The organism is [Mycobacterium] stephanolepidis, from assembly GCF_002356335.1.
In the GTDB taxonomy this organism is placed as follows: domain Bacteria; phylum Actinomycetota; class Actinomycetes; order Mycobacteriales; family Mycobacteriaceae; genus Mycobacterium; species Mycobacterium stephanolepidis.
In genome coordinates this window covers 574560-591483 of record NZ_AP018165.1, presented here as the reverse complement: position 1 = coordinate 591483, position 16924 = coordinate 574560, and the positions used below count along the sequence as shown (strand labels likewise).

The window sequence follows — 16924 nt, the reverse complement described above, 5'->3', positions numbered from 1 at the left end:
CGGCTCAGCCATGAACCTAGCCGCGTCCTCCAAGCGCCCTGTACACATCCGGATCCTGCCGAGTGTGATGACGGTGCTGGCGATCTGCGGTGGTCTGTCCTCGATCAAGTTCGCGTTCGACGGAAAGCCCTACATCTCACTGACCCTGATCGCCGCGGCAGCGATCCTCGACGGTCTCGACGGCAGGATCGCCCGGCTGTTGGACGCGACATCGCGAATGGGCGCAGAGATCGACTCGCTGGCCGACGCGGTGAACTTCGGTGTCGCGCCCGCGGTGGTGCTGTACATCTCGTTGTTGTCGGATACCCCGACAGCATGGGTCTTTTCGCTTCTCTACGCGGTGTGCATCGTGCTGCGGCTGGCTCGCTTCAACACCTTGCTCGACGACGATTCTCAGCCCGCGTTCACCAAGGAGTATTTCGTCGGAGTCCCCTCTCCCGCCGGCGCGCTGATGGTGCTGGCCCCGTTGGCGGCCTTCCTGCAGTTCGGCGACGGCTGGTGGTCGTCGGTATGGGCGATATGCGCGTGGATGGTGTTCGTGTCCATGCTCATCGTCAGCCAGATCCCCACCGCGGCCATGAAATCCGTCTCCGTGCCGCCCCGCATGGTGGTCCTGCTGCTCGCGCTTGTGACGGTGGCCGCGGCTGGGCTGCTGCAATACCCGTACGTACTGCTGCTGATTTTGATCGTTGTCTACCTGGCTCACATCCCGTTCGCCTGGCGCAGTCAACGCTGGGTGGCGGCCCGACCCGAGTCGTGGGATGCCAAACCCAAGGAACGCCGGGATCTACGCCGCGATCAGCGCCGGGACCAGCGCCGCGCCTTCCGGCAAGCCGCGCTCCCCAAGCGGCGCACGGCGGAACGTCTGGGGCTGCGCCGGCCCGGTAGGCCACGCTAGGTACGCATGAGCGAACATCCCGATGCTCTCCGCCCCAATCGCCCTTCGCTGACTCTCACCGCTCGCCTCAACACTTCGGCCGTGGACTCGCGGCGCGGTGTAGTCCGGTTGCACCCGGAAGCGATTGCAGCCCTTGGCATCCGGGAGTGGGATGCGATTTCTCTGACCGGATCACGAACAACGGCGGCCGTCGTCGCGGTCGCGCCGCGCTCAGTTCCGGCCGGCACCGCACTGCTCGACGATGTCACGCTGTCCAACGCGGGGCTGCGGGAGGATGCGTCGGTCATCGTCGCCCCCGTAACGGTGTATGGCGCGCGATCGGTGAGCGTCAGCGGTTCCTCTCTTGCCACTCAATCTGTGTCGTCAGCGACACTTCGGCTGGCGCTACTGGGCAAGGTAATGACCGTTGGCGACACCGTGTCACTGCTGCCACGAGACCTCGGACCCGGCACGTCTACATCAGAGGCTACGACGACGCTGGCCCGGTCGGTGGGGATCACCTGGACCTCCGAGTTGCTCACGGTGACGGCGGTCGACCCGGCCGGTCCGGTCAGCGTGCAACCCAATTCTCTTGTCAGCTGGCAGGGATCAAACCCATTGAGCCCCAATGCGCAACCGACTGCCCTGACCCCCGAATACATCGCCCCTGCGACTCCGTCCCCTGAGCCCCCTGCGCCGATATCCGTGGAGGACCTCAAGGGCTCCCGGGCGCAGGCGACTCGGCTCACCGAGTGGCTCAAGCTCGCCCTCGACGAGCCCGGCCTGCTGAAAACACTGGGTGCGCAGCCGAATCTGGGCGTGCTGATATCCGGTCCCGCCGGTGTCGGCAAGACGACGCTGGCACGCGCGGTCTGTGCACCACGCACGCTCGTCGAGCTGGACGGGCCAGAGGTGGGCGCCACCACCGCGGAAGGGCGTCTCACCGCGATACGGGAGGCCGTGAGCCGGATCCGGCAGTCCGGAGGCGTCTTGCTGATCTCCGATATCGACGCGCTGCTGCCGGCCACCGCCGAACCCGTGGCGACACTCATCCTGGCCGAACTACGTTCAGCGGTAGCGACTTCCGGTGTTGCGTTCATTGCCACTACCGCGCACCCCGATGCCATCGACGTGCGTCTGCGCGCTCCCGAGCTGTGTGACCGTGAGCTGGGCCTGAGCCTGCCCGACGCAGCTACCCGTAAGTCACTGCTGGAAGTTCTCTTGGCGAAGGTGCCGGCGCAGGACCTGCAGCTCGACGAGATCGCCGCGCGAACACCGGGTTTTGTGGTGGCCGATCTGGCCGCGCTGGTCCGCGAGGCCGCACTGCGGGCAGCCGCACGGGCCAGCGAGAAGGCCAGCGCCCCCACGCTGACGCAGGAAGATCTTGTCGGCGCGCTGTCGGTGATCCGACCGCTTTCCCGTTCCAGCACCGAGGAAGTGGCCGTCGGGTCGATAACCCTCGACGACGTCGGCGACATGGTGACCACCAAACAAGCTCTGACAGAGGCCGTCCTGTGGCCGTTGCAGCATCCGGACACCTTCGAACGTCTCGGCGTGGACCCTCCACGCGGGGTACTGCTGTACGGACCGCCCGGCTGCGGAAAGACCTTCGTGGTGCGGGCGCTGGCTAGCTCCGGACGGTTGTCCGTGCACGCGGTCAAGGGCGCCGAGCTGATGGACAAGTGGGTCGGAGCCTCCGAGCAGGCGGTGCGCGAGCTATTTCGGCGGGCGCGCGATTCGGCGCCGTCGCTGGTCTTCCTCGACGAGGTGGACGCACTGGCGCCGAGGCGTGGTCAGAGCTTCGACTCGGGTGTCACCGATCGGGTGGTGGCGGCCCTGCTGACCGAACTGGACGGGGTGGAACCACTGCGCGATGTGGTGGTGCTCGGCGCCACCAACCGGCCCGAACTCATCGACCCGGCGCTGCTACGTCCAGGCCGGATGGAACGCCTGGTGTTCGTCGAGCCCCCGGATGCTCAGGCCCGCAAAGACATTCTGAAGACGGCCGCGCGGGCAGTACCGCTGGACGCCGATATAGATCTGGACGCCCTCGCGGCCAAACTGGACGGCTTCTCGGCCGCCGACTGTGCGGCGCTGCTGCGCGAGGCTGCGATGGCGGCCATGCGGCGATCCATCGACGCCGCCGATGTGACAGTCGCCGACATCGAAACCGCGCGGGCCACAGTACGTCCGTCGTTGGATCCCGTGCAGGTAGCATCCCTGCGCGCGTTTGCTGACAACCGCTGAAAAGGGTTGCGTCGCGCCAATCGACGAGCGCCCCGTAAACTAGGCAGCAGGACACCCCGCCCAACAACCGATAGACGGGAGTGCCTTTGCTTGCCATTCTGCTTGCCCACGCACTTGCCGCCGCGATGGCGCCGCTACTTGTGGCGCGCGTTGGCCGACTGGCGTTCCATCCCCTTGCCCTTGTCCCTTTAGGTTCGCTGATCTGGGTATTGGCAAGATGGCCTGCCGCCGGGACGGACACCCGTATCGATATCCCCTGGGTGCCCGAGCTGGCGATCGACATCTCTCTGCGCTTCGACTCGCTGGCCGCGATCATGAGCGTGCTGGTGCTGGGCATCGGGTCGCTGGTGCTGTTCTATTGCGCGAGCTACTTCCGGCATCGGGACGGGCACACCGAACCGCGGCTTCCGAGTTTCGCTGCCGAGCTGGTGGCCTTCTCCGGCGCCATGTTCGGTCTGGTGGTAAGCGACAACCTGCTGCTGCTGTACATCTTCTGGGAACTGACGACCGTGCTGTCCTTCCTCTTGGTGGGCCACTACGCAGAACGGCTCGCGAGTCGCCGCGCGGCAGTGCAGGCGCTCCTGGTGACCACCGCCGGTGGGCTGGCGATGCTGGTCGGGATCATCGTGCTCGGCCATATCGGCGGGAGCTTCCTGCTCTCCGATCTGATCGCAGACCCGCCATCGGGTATGGCCGCCAGCGTCGGTCTGGTGCTGATACTTATCGGTGCACTGAGTAAGTCCGCCATTGTCCCCCTGCACTTTTGGCTTCCCGGCGCCATGGCCGCACCAACCCCGGTCAGCGCCTATCTACATGCCGCGGCCATGGTGAAGGCCGGCATCTATCTGGTGGCCCGAATGTCGCCGGGGTTCGCCGAGGCGACACCGTGGCGGCCCATCGTGCTGGTGTTGGGCATCGCCACCATGATCCTGGCGGGCTGGCGCGCCCTGCGCGAGTACGACCTCAAGCTGATCCTGGCCTTCGGCACGGTGAGCCAACTCGGATTCCTGGTCGTGCTCACCGGCACCGGTGATCCCGACATCCTGTTGGCCGGGCTGGTCATGCTGTGCGCGCACGCCCTGTTCAAGGCCGCATTGTTCATGGTGGTGGGAATCATCGACCACACCGTCGGGACCCGCGACATCCGCAAGTTGGCGTGGCTCGGAAGACGCGAACCGTCCCTGCTTGTGATTGCCGGGCTGGCCGCGGCGAGCATGGCGGGGGTGCCACTGACCCTCGGATTTGTCGGTAAGGAGCTGGCGTTCGCGACGGTGCTGCACAGTCAGGTGCTCGGTTCGTCGGCGCCCTGGGTGCTGGCGGGGATAGTCGTCGGATCGATGTTCACCATCACGTACAGCATGCGATTCATCTGGGGAGCGTTCGCACGCAAGGGTTTATCCGAACCAAGCGCCCGTGTACAGGGCATGCACGCTCCGGCACCCGCCTTCCTGCTGGCACCCGCCGTGCTGGCGGTGGCGAGCATCGCGGCCGGGATACTGCCCGACTGGCTCAACTGGGCGCTGGGCAGCTACGCCAATCCTGTTGACGCGCATATAGCGATCTGGGAGGGCTTCGGCGTGCCGCTGCTGCTGACCGCGATCGCGTTCGCGGTCGGTATCTTCGCGTTCTTCTCGCGGGGACGCCTGCGCAAGGCCCGACTCGCCGTGAACCCACTGGGTAATGCCGACCGTGGCTACGACGCCGTTCTGCGCGGTGCCGATGTGCTGTCCCAGCGGCTGACCGCACTGACGCAACGAGGCTCGATCCCGTTCACCCAGGCCACCATTCTGGTGACCCTGGTGACACTGCCGACGATTGTGCTGGCACTCGGAGCCCGCGACGAACCGCATCTGAAACTATGGGATTCGCCGCTACAGGGGGTGGTCGGGTTACTGATGCTTGCCGCCGCCATCGGCGCGACCGTCATGCGTAACCGCCTGGCGGCGGTGCTGCTCGTCGGCATCACCGGTTACGGAACAGGCGTCATCTTCGCACTCCATGGGGCGCCAGACCTGGCACTGACGCAGTTCCTTGTCGAGACCCTGACCCTCGTCATTTTCGTGTTGGTGCTGCGCGCCCTACCCGCCGAGTCGGATGCGGAGCAGGCCAACAGATTCCGGCTGCCCCGTGCCGTACTCGCGATCGCGGTCGGATGCACCGTCACGGCGCTCGGGGTGTACGCGATGGCCGCACGACGTGATCGCCCGATCGCCGACCTGCTCCCCGAAGCGGCGTATCAACGTGGGCACGGCGCCAACACGGTGAACGTGCTGCTGGTGGATATCCGCGCCTGGGACACCCTCGGCGAGATCTCGGTACTGCTGGTAGCCGCGACGGGCGTGGCTTCGTTGATGTTCCGGCACCGTCGTTTCGGAAGAGCTCCCCGGGTGGGGGACGCCGCGGGTCAACCGGATGTGGTGGTGGCCTCCAGTGTCTGGTTGCGCGGGAGCGAGTTACGCGACCCCAAGCACCGGTCGTTGGTTCTGGAAGTCGCGACACGGCTGATCTTCCCGCTTGTCATGGTGTTGTCTTTCTACTTCTTCTTCGCCGGGCACAACGTCCCGGGCGGTGGATTCGCCGGTGGCCTCACAGCCGGTTTGGCTCTCGTACTGCGCTATCTCGCCGGTGGACGCTATGAGCTGGGCGAAACACTGCCATTCGATGCCGGCAAGATCCTCGGGCTCGGACTGGCATTCTCCGGCGGGACAGCATTGGCTTCGATCTTGCTGGGGGCCCCGGTGTTGTCCTCGGCCACAATTCAATTCGATGTGCTTGGATTTGGACACGTCAAGATCGTGACGGCGCTGTTCTTCGATCTGGGCGTGTACCTGGTGGTGGTCGGTCTGGTACTCGATGTGCTGCGCAGCCTGGGCGCGCGCCTGGACGTGGAGCTCGAGGAGTCTCCACGAGCTCGAACAGGGGTGCGTGCGTCATGACCAATCTCGGACTACTCGTCATCATCGGCGCCCTCACCGCATGCGGCGTGTACCTGATGCTCGAACGCAACCTGACGCGCATGGTGTTAGGTCTGCTTCTCGTCGGCAATGCGGTGAACCTGCTGATCCTCACGGTGGGTGGCCCGTCCGGTAATCCACCGATCATCGGCCGTGAGTCCGCAGGCCGGACCTCTATGGCAGATCCGTTGGCCCAGGGCATGATCCTCACCGCAATCGTCATCACCATGGGTGTCGCGGCATTCACTCTCGCCCTGATCTATCGCATGTTCACGTTGGAAGCCGATGACGTCGTCGACGACGACGCCGAGGACGCGCGCGTCGCCCAGGAACCACTCGAACCCGTCACCGACGGCAGGGAAGAACACCACGAGGCGCCCGAATCCGGCGACGAGGACTCTCCTTCGGAACTCGACGCACTTCCGGCGGGTGAGAAGTCATGAACGCCATGGCTGTTCTGACACCGCTGCCGGTCCTCGTCCCGACCGCCGCGGCAGCGTTGACACTGATCGCGGGGCGTCGCCCACGATTACAACTGCTGATCACCGTCACGGCGTTGACCACGGTGCTCGGAGTCTGCGCGGCACTGCTCTACCTGGCGGATCGCAACGGCACTTTTGCACTGGCCGTCGGAGGCTGGGGGCCGACCGAGGAGAAACTGGGACCGCTCGGAATCACCCTTGTGGTGGATCGCCTTTCGGCATTGATGCTGGTGGTCTCGGCCATCGTGTTGCTGGCGGTGGTGCTGTACGCGGCAGCGCAGGGTATTCGGGACGGTGATGAGCGCCAGCCGGTGTCGATCTTCATGCCCACATACCTGGCACTGTCTGCAGGTGTCTGCAATGCCTTCCTGGCCGGCGACCTGTTCAACCTGTACGTCGGTTTCGAGGTACTGCTGGCCGCCAGCTTCGTGCTCCTGACCATCGGCGCCAGTGGTGACAGGGTGCGGGCGGGCATCTCATATGTGATGGTCTCGATGATGTCCTCGGTGGTCTTCCTGCTGAGCATCGCGTTCGTCTACGCGGCAACCGGAACATTGAACATGGCCGAAATCGCGGTCCGCGCAGACGGTATCCCGTCGGGTACCCGGATGGCGATCTTCGCGGTGCTCTTGGTGGCCTTCGCCATCAAGGCGGCGGTCTTCCCGCTGTCGACATGGCTACCCGACTCGTACCCCACCGCCCCCGCACCCGTGACCGCGGTCTTCGCGGGCTTGCTCACCAAAGTGGGTGTGTACGCCATCATTCGCGCGCATTCGCTGCTCTTCCCCGGCGGAGTTCTGAACACGGTGCTGCTGGTGGCCGCACTCCTGACCATGATCGTCGGCATCCTGGGCGCCATCGCGCAGAGTGACATCAAACGACTGCTGTCCTTTACCCTGGTCAGCCACATCGGGTACATGATCTTCGGTATCGCGCTGTCCAACGAACTCGGCATGTCTGGCGCTATTTACTATGTGGCACACCACATCATCGTCCAGACAACGTTGTTCCTCGTGGTGGGACTCATCGAGCGCCAGGCAGGAGCGTCATCGCTGAATCGCCTGGGAGGCCTTGCGGCCGCGAGTCCGCTACTGGCCTTCGCGTTCGTGGTGCCGGCACTGAACCTTGGTGGCATACCACCGTTCTCGGGGTTCATCGGCAAGGTCGCACTGTTGGAGGCAGGCTCGCTGCAGGGCTCGGTACTGGCCTGGACACTGGTGGCCGGCGGCACGATCACAAGCCTGCTGACCCTCTATGCGGTGGCACGAGTGTGGACCAAGGCGTTCTGGCGACCACGCGCCGACGCCCCGGAGGGCGATCTCGCCGCGGCAACACCGTCCGCGCTTCTCGATGACGGAGAAGAGGTTGCGTTTGTGGACCGCGCCGACGTGGGTCGGATGCCGGCCGGCATGTTGGCGCCCACGTTGGGTTTGATCGCTGTCGGCGTGGCGCTGACCGTATTCGCCGGGCCGATCATCGGCATGAGCGATCGTGCCGCCGCCGAAGTCCGTGACCGTGACGTATACATCAGTGCGGTCCTCGGGGGTGGCCCTCGATGAAAAGCCTGACGATGTACGGCCCTCGCGAAATCGTCTTGCGTATCTGGGTTTTGGTGTGGCTCATGCTGGTATGGACGATGCTGTGGGGAAATTTCTCCGTCGCCAATACCGTTACCGGGCTGCTGGTGGCACTGGTCATCACGGTCCTGCTACCGATGCCGCGGCTGCCGGTGGAGGGCCGCCTGCATGTGGGTTCGATGATCCGGCTCGCCTTCACGGTCGCGTACTACATGGTGCTGTCCAGTCTGCAGGTGGCCTGGTTGGCGATCAGGCCGGGTGCGCCGCCATTGAGTGCCGTACTGCGCGCCCAGCTTTCGGTGAAGTCCGACTTGGTGATGGCGCTTCTGCTCAATACCCTGACCATCATCCCGGGGTCGGTGGTCCTGGAGATAGATCAGGAACGCCGGCTGGCCTACGTGCATGTGCTGGATGTGGGCTCCCCCAAGGCCGTGGCGACCTTCTACGCCCAACTACGGCAACTGGAAAAACTTTTCATCGCAGCCTTCGAACGCGACGCCGATTGGAATCCCGACGACGACACCGCCGAGTCCGAGATGGGGGAGGGACTGTGAACCTCGTGTGGCATATCGCGGCCGTGCTACTCATCGCCGCGGCGACCATCACCACATACCGGCTACTCGCCGGCCCTAACACGCTCGACAGGCTTGTCGCCGTAGACACCCTGGTGGCCGTCACCATGTGCACACTTGCCGCATGGGCTGCCTACAGCCTGGATTCCACTGTGCTGTACGGGATGGTCGCGCTGTCCCTCATCAGTTTCCTCGGCTCTGTGAGCGTGACACGGTTCCGCGTACCGGACACCGCGATCGACCCTCGCGACGAGAGGAGACAACCGCGATGAACACTCTTCTCGACGGGATCTCGGGTGCGCTGGTGCTACTCGGTTCCGCGCTGGCCCTCACCGCAGCAATCGGCGTCGTGCGATTTCCTGACACGTTGGCTCGCATGCACGCCGCCTCCAAGCCCCAGGTGTTGGGGCTGCTGCTGGTTCTGGCGGGTGCCGCGTTGCGTCTGCGCGGGCATGCCGACGTCAGCATGATCGTGCTCACCGGGCTGTTCACCATCATCACCGCCCCCGTTGTCGCCCATCGGGTCGCGCGGCTGGCCTACCACGAGCGCAGCGTTCGCGACGACCTGATGACGACCGACGAACTGGAGCGTTAACCCCAGCTGGTCTGCCGGGTGTTTCCACCCTCGTAGAAGCCATCGGCCACCGAGGCCGCCAGTTCCATGAACGCCAGCCGCGTCTTCTTGCCCATGAGATCCAATGAGATCTCCGACCCCTCCGACAGATGGTTGTCGAACGGGACGATGTGCACCGCTCTGGCCCGCGTGAGGAAATGCCGGCTCAGCTGTTCGAGGTCGATCGAGGAGGCACCCGGCCGTGACGAGCTGATGGCCACCACAGATTGCCGCACCAGGTGCGAATACCCGTGGTGGTCAAGCCAATCCAGGGTCGCAAGGGCGCTGCGCGCACCGTCGATGGCCGGCGAGGTCACCAACACGATGGCATTGGCCTCACCGAGCACACCGGCCATCGCCGAGTGCATGAGTCCGGTACCGCAGTCGGTCAGGATGATGTTGTAGAACCGCTGTAGGATCCGCATCACTGCCAGATAGTCGGCTTCGGAGAACAACTCGGACGCCGCGGGATCGCGCTCGGAAGCCAGCACCTCCAAGCGGCTCGCGCTCTGCGAAGTGTGCCTGCGTACATCAGAATATCGATGAATATCAGGATCGCGCAACAGGTCTCGGGCAGTGGAGCGTGTCTCATCCGGGCCACGTTGAGCGAGCGTTCCGAAGTCTGGGTTCGCGTCGACGGCGATTACCCGGTCACCGCGCAGCGAGGCGAAGGTAGCACCCAATGAGAACGTCGTGGTGGTCTTACCCACGCCACCCTTCAAGGACAACACGGCGATCCGGTAGTCACCGCGGACGGGCAGGTTGATTCGGTCGATCAGCTCGCTACGATGCGACTCGTCCGAAGACTCGCCGGGGTTGATCGCGCCACCCGAGAGCCGGTGAACGGCCTTGCGCCACCCGCTTCTGGGCAGCGGCTTGACCGATCTGATGAGACCAAGCTGGTCGTGACTGGGTCCCTGCGGTCGTGATGGTTGCGGCGGTTGCGGCGCCGGTCGGTACACAGGCGCTTCGGGGCGGGCAGCCGTGAACGGCGTCTGACCGGGAACGAAGGGTGCCCGTTGTGGCGCGGCGGGCACGTTCCAGTCCGCTCGAGGATATGCCGCCGACGGAGCCACCGGGGCCGGGGGCGCGGGCGGGGCGGGAGCCCACGATGTCACGGGGGGCGTTGGCGCAGGCGGTGTTTGGGGCACGTGCCCACCCCACGGTGTCATACCCTCCGGAATCATCGAGGACGCATCGTCGGGCCTGATCTGTGGCGCGGGTGCCGGCGCAACGGGTGCGGGCGGGGGCGGCGGCACCTCGGCGGGCACCTCGAGGTCAGGTGTCTCGTCCCTGGGCGCCTCTTCCTCACCGCGGATCTGAGGCTGTTCGGCCGGAGGCGCTCCGGCCGAAGGCTCTGGCACCACCGCGGAGGTGGGCCATGCCGGCAGTTGACTTGCCCACTCCGGGTTAGGCGGGGGCGCAGCGGGTGTGGCGGCTTCCGCTGGAGCCGACGGCCCCGACGGCCCCGGCGGTGGGGCGGAGGGCGCCGGTGGGCCGTAATAGTTCTGTGGCGGCGGCCCATAGTAGTTCTGCGGGGGCTGTTGGGCGGGCCCACCGTATCCCTGCGGCGGAGCCTGCGGTGCCCCCTGCTGTGGCGGAGCTTGGGGCGCCGGATTCTGGTACTGCGGCATACCGTACGCGCTCAACGGATCCGGTTCCCAGATCGGATTCATCGGACGCTGATGGTTCCGTTGGCGCCGTGAGAGTTTGGGAGTCTTCGGCAGCGGAGGCGGCGGCTTGAGCGTCGGTTGCGGAAAGTAATCGGCGCTGGGCGGCACAAATTCCTGGTTCGGGTTCTTGGACCGACGGAACGGATTGCCCTTCGTGTCCCCGCCGCCCAGCCCGTCAGCGATGGGCTCGCGCCACGGGCCGCTCGGCGGCGGCGAATCAGGTGTGTTGTCGTGAGAGTCAGCCATATCAGATCACTTCGCCATCATTGCCAAGCACGACATCGTGGTCCGTTACCAGACGGTCGATTGGGATACCAAGCGAGAGCACACCGGCGGCAAAAGCCAGCTGGGCGTCTCTAGCGTCAACCATCTTGCTGTCCTGCCTCTTTCGTCTTATCGCTGCTCGTCGCCGCGCATGCGAAGCCGCGGGAAACTCTCGGAGATCGCGCCGGCCAGTTGCAGGTACGCGGCATTGGTATCCGCATTGAGCAGATTGAAGTCGACATCGGCGCCCTCGGCGAGGTGGGGATCGAACGGGATCATGTGAATGGAACGGCAACGCGCCTGAAAATGCTCGTACACCTTGTCCAGCTTGATCCCGGCAGATCCAGGGCGTGAGGCACTCAAGACGACATGCGCCTCACGCACCAGCGCCGAATGCCCATGCTGCATAAGCCAATCGAGGGTGGCAGAGGCACTACGCGCGGAATCCATGGCCGGTGAGCTCACCAACACAATGGTGTGGGCGAGGTCGAGCACGCCCGCCATTGCCGAATGCATGATTCCGGTGCCGCAGTCGGTCAGAATGATGTTGTAGTACCGCTGCAGGATGTCGATCGTATTGCGGTAGTCGACCTCGCCGAAAGCCTCCGACACCGCCGGATCCTGCTCACTGGCAAGTACTTCCAAACGACTTGTCGCCATCCGCGTGTGATTGCGCACATCAGCGTAACTTCTGATGTTCCGATCGTTGAGAAGGTCGCGGACGGTGGACTGCGTCGAATGGTCGCGCACCCGCTCGGCCAAGGTGCCGCGGTCGGGGTTGGCGTCCACAGCGATGATCCGATCGGTACGGATTGTCGCGAAGGCCGAACCCAATCCCAGTGTGGTGGTTGTCTTTCCAACACCACCCTTAATGGAGAGCACTGCAATGCGGTAATCGCCGAGAATCGGCTGCCGAATACTGGCGAGCAGCTGGTCCTGTTCACGGTCCTTGCGTGAATCGCCCGGATTTACCCGACCGCCGGTGGACCTGTGCACCGCCTTGCGCCAGCCGGATCGCGGCGCGTAACGACCACGGTTGATGACCTCGGCCTCGTCGAGCGAGGGCGGCATCCGGTAAGCCTGCGGCCCCCGGTAGTTGGCGGGAGGGACCGCTCCCTGCGGCGGTGGAACGTAACCCGGAGGCAGCTCTTGCGGCACAGGAGGTTGAGGCGCCTGCGGCTGCGGCACCCATTGCCATTGACCCTCGACACTGGTGGGCTGTGGGGGTGGTTGCTGTGAAAACTGCTGACCGCCAATTGATTCCGGAGACTGGGGAGCACCCTGAGGCCACTGCCCCGGGTACGGCTGACGCGGATTCCACCCGGGGGGAGCCTGCGCCGCCAGCTGATGCCCGGGTCCAGGCTGCGGCGAAACGGGAGGTTGCGGGGCAGGCGGCGGCACAAAGTAGGCGGGTTCCATCGGTGGTTCCGCCACCGGTGCCGATGGGATTGCCGACGGAGCCTCCCACGGCGAAGACGCATCACCATGGTCCGTCTGGAAATTCGAATCACTCTCTACCGCAGCATCTTCGGAATCTGCCGCGGCCGTCACCGGCGCATCATCCGTCGATTCAATTGCAGTGCCGGCGATTTCGTCGCCGGGCAGTATGTCCGGCGCCTCCTCGACGGAAGCCTTCGACTCATCCGCGAGTTCGGGCTCCAACCCCACCACGTCCTCAATATCGGAGTCGGCGGACGTCTCCTCGAATACCGCTGCCGGGAGGTCGATGACGATGTCCTCGTCGGCCAGAGGCGCAAATCCCTGCAGTTCGGGGGTCGTCGTTTCCGTTTCCACGGCTTCTTCGGCACCGGCGCTGAGCTCTGTGCTCTCGGTCGCGGCGACTTCGGGCACCGAGGCCCACGGCGCAATCATCGGCACAAACGGCGCGGGTTCAGGCTCGGGCACCGACACGTCCGAGTCGGCCGCATCGTGCGCGGCCAATTCCTCATCGAGCTCGGCACGTTTTGCTTCGATGCGCTGCAGTAGTGCAGCCGCTCGCGCATCGACATCATCGATCTCGGGCGAATCTGCCGACTCCGGCGCTTCCGCCACCGGCTCTTCTGGTTCCGCGGAGTGTTCGGATACCGAGGTGGGCTCCTCCTCCACCGGCAGCTCTGGGACCAGGTCCTCGAGGATGCGTACATCCGGCTCGGCCACTTCTGCCAGGGAATCGGCGGCAAGCGCCGTGGGTGGTTCCGGCTCGGGCTCGACGTCCGGTACGGCGGCCGTGAGCTCCGCCTCCTCCGTCTCGGAAAGCGGCTCGTCGATCGCTTCAGGGAGCGTGAAACCGAGCGCTGGAGCGGGCGACGGCCCCGCAGATTGCGCGTCTAGAGGCACGCGCGCGGGCTCCGCCGTGTCCTCGACGACGTCAGGGGCCTCGTCGACCGCCTCCGGCGGCGTGAAACTGAGCGCACCGGGAGCCTCCGGAGCCGGTGTGGCCTCGGATTCGGGCAGCGCGTGGCGCCGATGACGCTCGAGTTCAGCGTCGGTGATGCTCTCGTCGAGGCTCATCTGTCGCAGTTGCGCTTCGAGCAAGCTGAAACGCGAGAACGGGTCCGCGCCGGCCGACTCCTCGCGGCGCTGATCAGCGGTAGATGCGGGCGAGCTCGGCGCCGTCGGCGGTTCGGCCACCGGCGCGGGTTCCGGTGAATCTGCTATGTCTGCGGACGCTTCGATCGCGGACGGGGAGACCGCCTCCGCATCCGGGGCGGCCTCGGGCGCGGCAGGCTCGGGTACCGGGATTGCCGGGGACTCATCGGCCGGAGGCGTCTGCGGTTGCTCGACCTGCGATATCGGCTGCGGTTCGGGCCTCATCTCCGGGATGGGACTCGTGACGATCCGAGGCTCACCCGCCACGGGCGTCGGGACGATCTCGTTCGACTCGGTCGTCAGCGGCTCCTGCGCCGCCGTCAGCGGCCGGGGCTCGGGCGGTACCGGCGCGCGGGGCGGCGTGTGGTACTTCGAGACATCGGGCACCGGCGTGGTCCCGTTGGCCGTTTCTTCGCGAGGCGCGACGGCAGCGCGCTTCTCAACTGGCGGCAGGACCGACTCGGCGATCGGTTTCTGCGCCGGAGTCTGGGGAGCGGGAGAGTGCCCGGTCTCGTGGGTTAACGAGTCCTCGCTCGACTCGGGATCGTCCGCATTGCGCTTCTTGCGCCTCAACGAACGGAGAAACCCACGTTGTTCGTCTTCTTCGGGCAGCCACGGAGGACGGGCCGGTGCACCACGATCCTGCTTGGGCAACGTCCCCCTCCCCTTCCTCAATCGCCAAATGCTCGTAGAGTTCGATCGTACTCAGTTGCTAGCGCACGGGTACCAAGACTGGTTACCCAACCAAATAAACCCCCGCACTCAACCAGCAGCTTAAGCGAGATGGCGATGTCCTCGCAGCGTTCGGTGCGATCCAGCATCGGCTCCGTCTCGGTGGTAACCACTGAGCAGGGCCTGCGGGTGAGCCACACGAGCGACCAGCGCGTATTGGCTAAGCCACCGCGGGCGCGCGGGCGCCGCATGACACTGGGCGCCCGCTGCCGAGCGAGGGCATGTGGTCTTCGACGAGAACCCGGGAAACCGTCCCCGTCGGAACGCGCCAAGTACCTGATCGACGGCCCCGCGCCCCGGCGCGCACGACGGCGCGATCACGGCAGCAGCAGAGCGCCGATGGAGAGCCCCGCCTACGACTTCTTTTCGGCGTTCTCGCGCTGGATCTCCAATGCGATATCGATGAGCTGATCCTCCTGCCCACCAATGAGCTTTCGCTCACCGGCCCGGTGCAGCAGCTGGTGTGCGGGCACCCCGTAACGCTCGCCCTGCCGGATGGCGTGCTTGAGGAAGCTGGAGTACACGCCGCTGTAGCCCATGATCAGCGCGTTGCGATCCAGCAGGCACTCGGCCGGCATCGCAGGTGCGACCACCTCTTCGGCGGCGTCCGCGATATCGAAGAAGTCGATGCCCGTCTTCACGCCGATCTTGTCGAAGACGCCGATCAACGCCTCCACCGGAGCATTACCGGCACCAGCACCGAAACGCCTTGTACTACCGTCGATCTGCTTGGCTCCGGCGCGCACCGCCTCGATGGAGTTGGCGACACCGAGCCCAAGGTTCTCGTGCCCGTGAAAGCCGACCTGCGCATCGTTGCCGAGCTCTGCCACCACCGCGGCCACCCGGTCGGCGACACCGTCCAGCACCAACGCGCCCGCAGAGTCCACCACGTACACGCACTGACATCCGGCGTCTGCCATGATTCGCGCCTGCTTGGCCAGCTTCTCCGGTGAGATTGTGTGCGACATCATCAAGAATCCAACGGTTTCCAACCCCCGCTCACGCGCCAGCCCGAAGTGCTGAAGCGACACGTCAGCCTCGGTGCAGTGAGTGGCGATACGGCAGATGGATCCGCCGTTGCCCTGCGCCTCGATGATGTCTTCCTTGGTGCCCACACCCGGCAGCATCAGGAAGGCGATCTTGGCGTTCGTCGCAGTCTCCGCGGCGAGCTTGATCAATTCCTGCTCAGGGGTTTTGGAGAACCCGTAGTTGAACGACGACCCACCAAGACCGTCACCGTGGGTCACCTCGATGACCGGCACACCGGCACCGTCAAGGGCGGCCACGATCGCGCGCACCTCGTCGGCGGTGAACTGGTGCCGCTTGTGGTGCGAGCCGTCACGCAACGACGTGTCGGTGATCCGCACATCCCACGCGGCGTCGAAGAAGACTCCGTCGGTGCCCAAGAGCTGAGTGCTGGTGTCCGAACCCATGTTACGAAACCTTCGCTGATAGAAGTTCTTTGGCGATTTCCTCGCCGACCTTGGTCGCGGCCGCGGTCATGATGTCCAGGTTTCCGGCATACGGCGGCAGGAAGTCGCCCGCACCCTCGACCTCGACGAAAGTGGTGACGACGTGGTTACCTCCGTTGACCACCGACGGCTCGTCGAACTGAGGCTCGTTGAGCAGCCGGTATCCGGGCACATACTGCTGTACCTGGCTCACCACATCGTGAATCGACGCGGCGATCGCATCGCGATCCGCATCCTCAGGGATGGCGCAGAAAATGGTGTCGCGCATGATCATCGGTGGATCTGCCGGGTTGAGGATGATGATCGCCTTGCCGCGCTTGGCACCACCGATCACTTCCACCCCCTTGGATGTGGTCTTGGTGAATTCGTCGATGTTGGCACGCGTACCCGGCCCTGCCGAGACCGACGCGACCGACGCGACGATCTCCGCGTAGGGCACCTCCACCACGCGGGAGACCGCGTACACGATGGGAATCGTTGCCTGGCCACCGCAGGTGATCATGTTGACGTTGGGGGCATCGAGGTGCGCACGCAGATTCGCGGGCGGTACCACGGCCGGCCCCACCGCAGCCGGAGTCAGGTCGATCGCCCGGATGCCGGCTTCCTCGTAGCGCGGCGCGGCGGCCTTGTGCACATAGGCCGATGTCGCCTCGAACACCAAGTCGGGCTTCTCATCCTGCGCCAGCAGCCAGTCCACACCCTCATGCGAGGTTTCCAGCCCGAAGCCGCGGGCACGCTTGAGGCCTTCGGACTCGGGGTCGATGCCAATCATCCACCGCGGTTCCAGCCACTCAGACCGCTCCAATTTGTACAGCAGGTCGGTACTGATGTTTCCCGAACCGACGATCGCTACAGATGCCTTGCTCACAATT

The 16924-nt window shown here is 65.2% G+C and carries 11 protein-coding genes and 2 pseudogenes; 9 read left to right on the top strand and 4 right to left on the bottom strand.

The genetic code is table 11. The annotated features are described in order from the left end of the window. The first annotated feature begins 10 nt into the window (after nucleotides 1-10). From pssA to mnhG, 9 genes and pseudogenes are all read left to right on the top strand, one after another. Nucleotides 11-898 (top strand): CDP-diacylglycerol--serine O-phosphatidyltransferase, encoded by an 888-nt coding sequence (gene pssA, locus MSTE_RS02990; RefSeq protein ID WP_096498871.1) that lies wholly within the window; start codon nucleotides 11-13, stop codon nucleotides 896-898. 6 nt (nucleotides 899-904) lie between these two features. Beyond that, nucleotides 905-1496, top strand: a pseudogene (locus tag MSTE_RS25780) (AAA family ATPase); the annotation flags it as partial. A 71-nt stretch (nucleotides 1497-1567) separates the two neighbouring features. After that, nucleotides 1568-3124: pseudogene (locus MSTE_RS02985) on the top strand (AAA family ATPase); the annotation flags it as partial. Nucleotides 3125-3210: 86 nt separating this feature from the next. Continuing rightward, nucleotides 3211-6060, top strand: coding sequence for a Na+/H+ antiporter subunit A (locus MSTE_RS02980; protein ID WP_096505363.1), 2850 nt, complete (start codon nucleotides 3211-3213; stop codon nucleotides 6058-6060). Next, nucleotides 6057-6521 (top strand): Na(+)/H(+) antiporter subunit C, encoded by a 465-nt coding sequence (locus MSTE_RS02975; protein WP_096498867.1) that lies wholly within the window; start codon nucleotides 6057-6059, stop codon nucleotides 6519-6521. The genes MSTE_RS02980 and MSTE_RS02975 overlap by 4 nt, the downstream gene beginning before the upstream one ends. 5 nt (nucleotides 6522-6526) lie before the next feature. After that, the gene (locus tag MSTE_RS02970; RefSeq protein WP_162291545.1) at nucleotides 6527-8119 is read left to right on the top strand and encodes a Na+/H+ antiporter subunit D; all 1593 of its coding nucleotides are present in this window, start codon (nucleotides 6527-6529) and stop codon (nucleotides 8117-8119) included. After that, nucleotides 8116-8691: a Na+/H+ antiporter subunit E gene (locus MSTE_RS02965; protein ID WP_096498863.1), complete on the top strand. Its 576-nt coding sequence runs from the start codon at nucleotides 8116-8118 to the stop codon at nucleotides 8689-8691. The genes MSTE_RS02970 and MSTE_RS02965 overlap by 4 nt, the downstream gene beginning before the upstream one ends. Next, on the top strand, nucleotides 8688-8981 hold the full coding sequence (locus MSTE_RS02960; protein ID WP_096498861.1) for a monovalent cation/H+ antiporter complex subunit F: 294 nt from the start codon (nucleotides 8688-8690) through the stop codon (nucleotides 8979-8981). The genes MSTE_RS02965 and MSTE_RS02960 overlap by 4 nt, the downstream gene beginning before the upstream one ends. Next, complete coding sequence (gene mnhG / locus MSTE_RS02955; RefSeq protein ID WP_046252462.1) at nucleotides 8978-9304, top strand: monovalent cation/H(+) antiporter subunit G; 327 nt, start codon at nucleotides 8978-8980, stop codon at nucleotides 9302-9304. Before MSTE_RS02960 ends, mnhG begins: the two co-directional genes overlap by 4 nt. Here the strand turns inward: mnhG and MSTE_RS02950 are convergent. From MSTE_RS02950 to MSTE_RS02935, 4 genes are all read right to left on the bottom strand, one after another. Next, nucleotides 9301-11241: a MinD/ParA family ATP-binding protein gene (locus MSTE_RS02950; RefSeq protein WP_096498859.1), complete on the bottom strand. Its 1941-nt coding sequence runs from the start codon at nucleotides 11239-11241 to the stop codon at nucleotides 9301-9303. The genes mnhG and MSTE_RS02950 overlap by 4 nt on opposite strands. Nucleotides 11242-11388: 147 nt before the next feature. Beyond that, nucleotides 11389-14502, bottom strand: a complete 3114-nt coding sequence (locus MSTE_RS25085; protein ID WP_162291356.1) for an AAA family ATPase — start codon at nucleotides 14500-14502, stop codon at nucleotides 11389-11391. A 431-nt stretch (nucleotides 14503-14933) separates the two neighbouring features. Beyond that, the gene (gene dmpG, locus MSTE_RS02940; protein WP_096498857.1) at nucleotides 14934-16013 is read right to left on the bottom strand and encodes a 4-hydroxy-2-oxovalerate aldolase; all 1080 of its coding nucleotides are present in this window, start codon (nucleotides 16011-16013) and stop codon (nucleotides 14934-14936) included. 1 nt (nucleotide 16014) lies between these two features. Then, the gene (locus MSTE_RS02935; protein WP_096498855.1) at nucleotides 16015-16923 is read right to left on the bottom strand and encodes an acetaldehyde dehydrogenase (acetylating); all 909 of its coding nucleotides are present in this window, start codon (nucleotides 16921-16923) and stop codon (nucleotides 16015-16017) included. Nucleotide 16924: the final 1 nt, after the last annotated feature.